Annotated in this window: 2 protein-coding genes; both read right to left on the bottom strand. The window is 69.8% G+C overall.

The annotated features are described in order from the left end of the window. On the bottom strand, positions 1–1,099 hold a 1,099-nt coding region (locus G7A99_RS15415; RefSeq protein WP_240466303.1), incomplete at its 3' end, for an ABC transporter ATP-binding protein. A gap of 1 nt (position 1,100) precedes the next feature. Then, positions 1,101–1,721: ABC transporter permease (locus G7A99_RS15410; RefSeq protein WP_163141705.1), on the bottom strand; the 621-nt coding region annotated here is incomplete at its 5' end.

Below are 1,721 nucleotides of genomic sequence, written 5' to 3'. Positions count from 1 at the left end.
GGCGGAAGGGATGGAAGGCGCGGCGGCCGAGGCGGTTGAGGTCCGTGCCGTCGAACACGATCTGGCCGCCGTCCGCCCGGTGCAGGCCGAGCAGGCAGCGCCCCAGGGTGGACTTGCCCGAGCCGGATTCGCCCACGATACCCACGGTCTCGCCCGGGTGGATGGTCAGCGAGACGTCGTCCGCCGCCACCAGCTCGCGGCCCCGGCGCAGGAAGCCGCTGCCGAGCGAGAACACCTTGCGCACGTTCTGCGCGTCGAGCAGGGGATCGCCCTCGCGGTTGAAGGCGTCGCGGTGCTCGATGTAGTGGGGCACGGCGGCGATCAGCTCGCGGGTGTAGGGGTGTTGCGGGCGGTTGAGGACCTCGTCGGCGGTGCCGATCTCCACGCACCGGCCCTCCTGCATGACGGCCACCCGGTCGGCGATCTCGGCGACCACGCCGAAGTCATGGGTGATGAACATCACCGCCATGCCGAGCTCGCGCTGCATCCGCTGGATGAGCTCCAGGATCTGCTTCTGGGTGGTCACGTCGAGCGCGGTGGTGGGCTCGTCGGCGATCAGCAGCCGCGGCTCCAGGGCCAGGGCCATGGCGATCATCACGCGCTGGCGCTGGCCGCCGGAGAGCCGGAAGGGATAGCTGCGGCGCAGCGACTCCGGCTCCGGCAGGCCGACGGCGGTGAGCAGCTCGACCACGCGCTCGCGGCGGCGGGCGGCGTCCATTTCCGCGTGGGCGCGCAGCGCCTCGTCGATCTGCTCGCCCACCCGCATCAGCGGGTTGAGGGCGGTCATGGGCTCCTGGAAGATCATGCCCACGTCGCTGCCGCGCATCGCGCGCTGCTCCGCCTCGCTGCGGGTGAACACGTCCCGGCCGTTGAGGATGGCCTCGCCGTCGGCGACCTTCACGTGGGGCGCGGGGAGCAGGCCCATGATGGCGTGGGCGGTCATGGACTTGCCCGAGCCGGACTCGCCGACGATGCACAGCAGCTCGTTCTCGGCGATGGTGAAGTTGACGTCCTCCACCGCATGGGCGCGCTCGGCGCCCTCGGGGAGGCTGATGGTCAGCCCCCGCACGTCCAGGACGACGTTGTCGGTCTCGCTCATGTCAGCCTTTCCCCTTGCGTGCGAGTTTCGGGTTGAGGGCGTCGTTGAGACCCTCGCCCACCAGGTTGATGGCGAGCACCGTGATCAGGATCGCCACGCCGGGGAAGAAGCTCATCCACCAGGCCTGGCGCATGACCGTGCGCGAGGCGCCGATCATGTAGCCCCAGCTCATCATGTTGGGGTCGCCCAGCCCGAGGAAGCTCAGCGCGCTCTCGAGCAGAATGGCTGTGGCCACCGTCAGCGACGCCGCCACGATGATGGGCGACATGCTGTTGGGCAGGATCTCGCGCAGGATGATGGAGGGCGTGGACTGCCCGGTGGTGATCGCCGCCTGGACGAACTCCCGCGAGCGCAGGCTCAGGAACTCGCCGCGGGCGAGGCGGGCCAGTGGTGGCCAGCTCACGATGGCGATCGAGGCGGTCACGCTGGTGATCGACGGCGTGAAGATGGCGACCAGCATCACCGCGAGCACGAAGTTCGGGATGGTCTGGAACAGCTCCGTGAAGCGCATGATCGCGTCGTCCACGCGGCCACCGTAGAAGCCGGCGAGCGCGCCCAGCGTCACCCCGATGAACAGCGCCGCGGCGGTGGAGATCAGGCCGATGAGCAGTGACACCCGGGC

The sequence above is a fragment of the Arhodomonas sp. KWT genome, from assembly GCF_010993615.1.
Note: the sequence above shows the minus strand (reverse complement) of the source record. Positions and strands in the feature narration are given on the sequence as shown.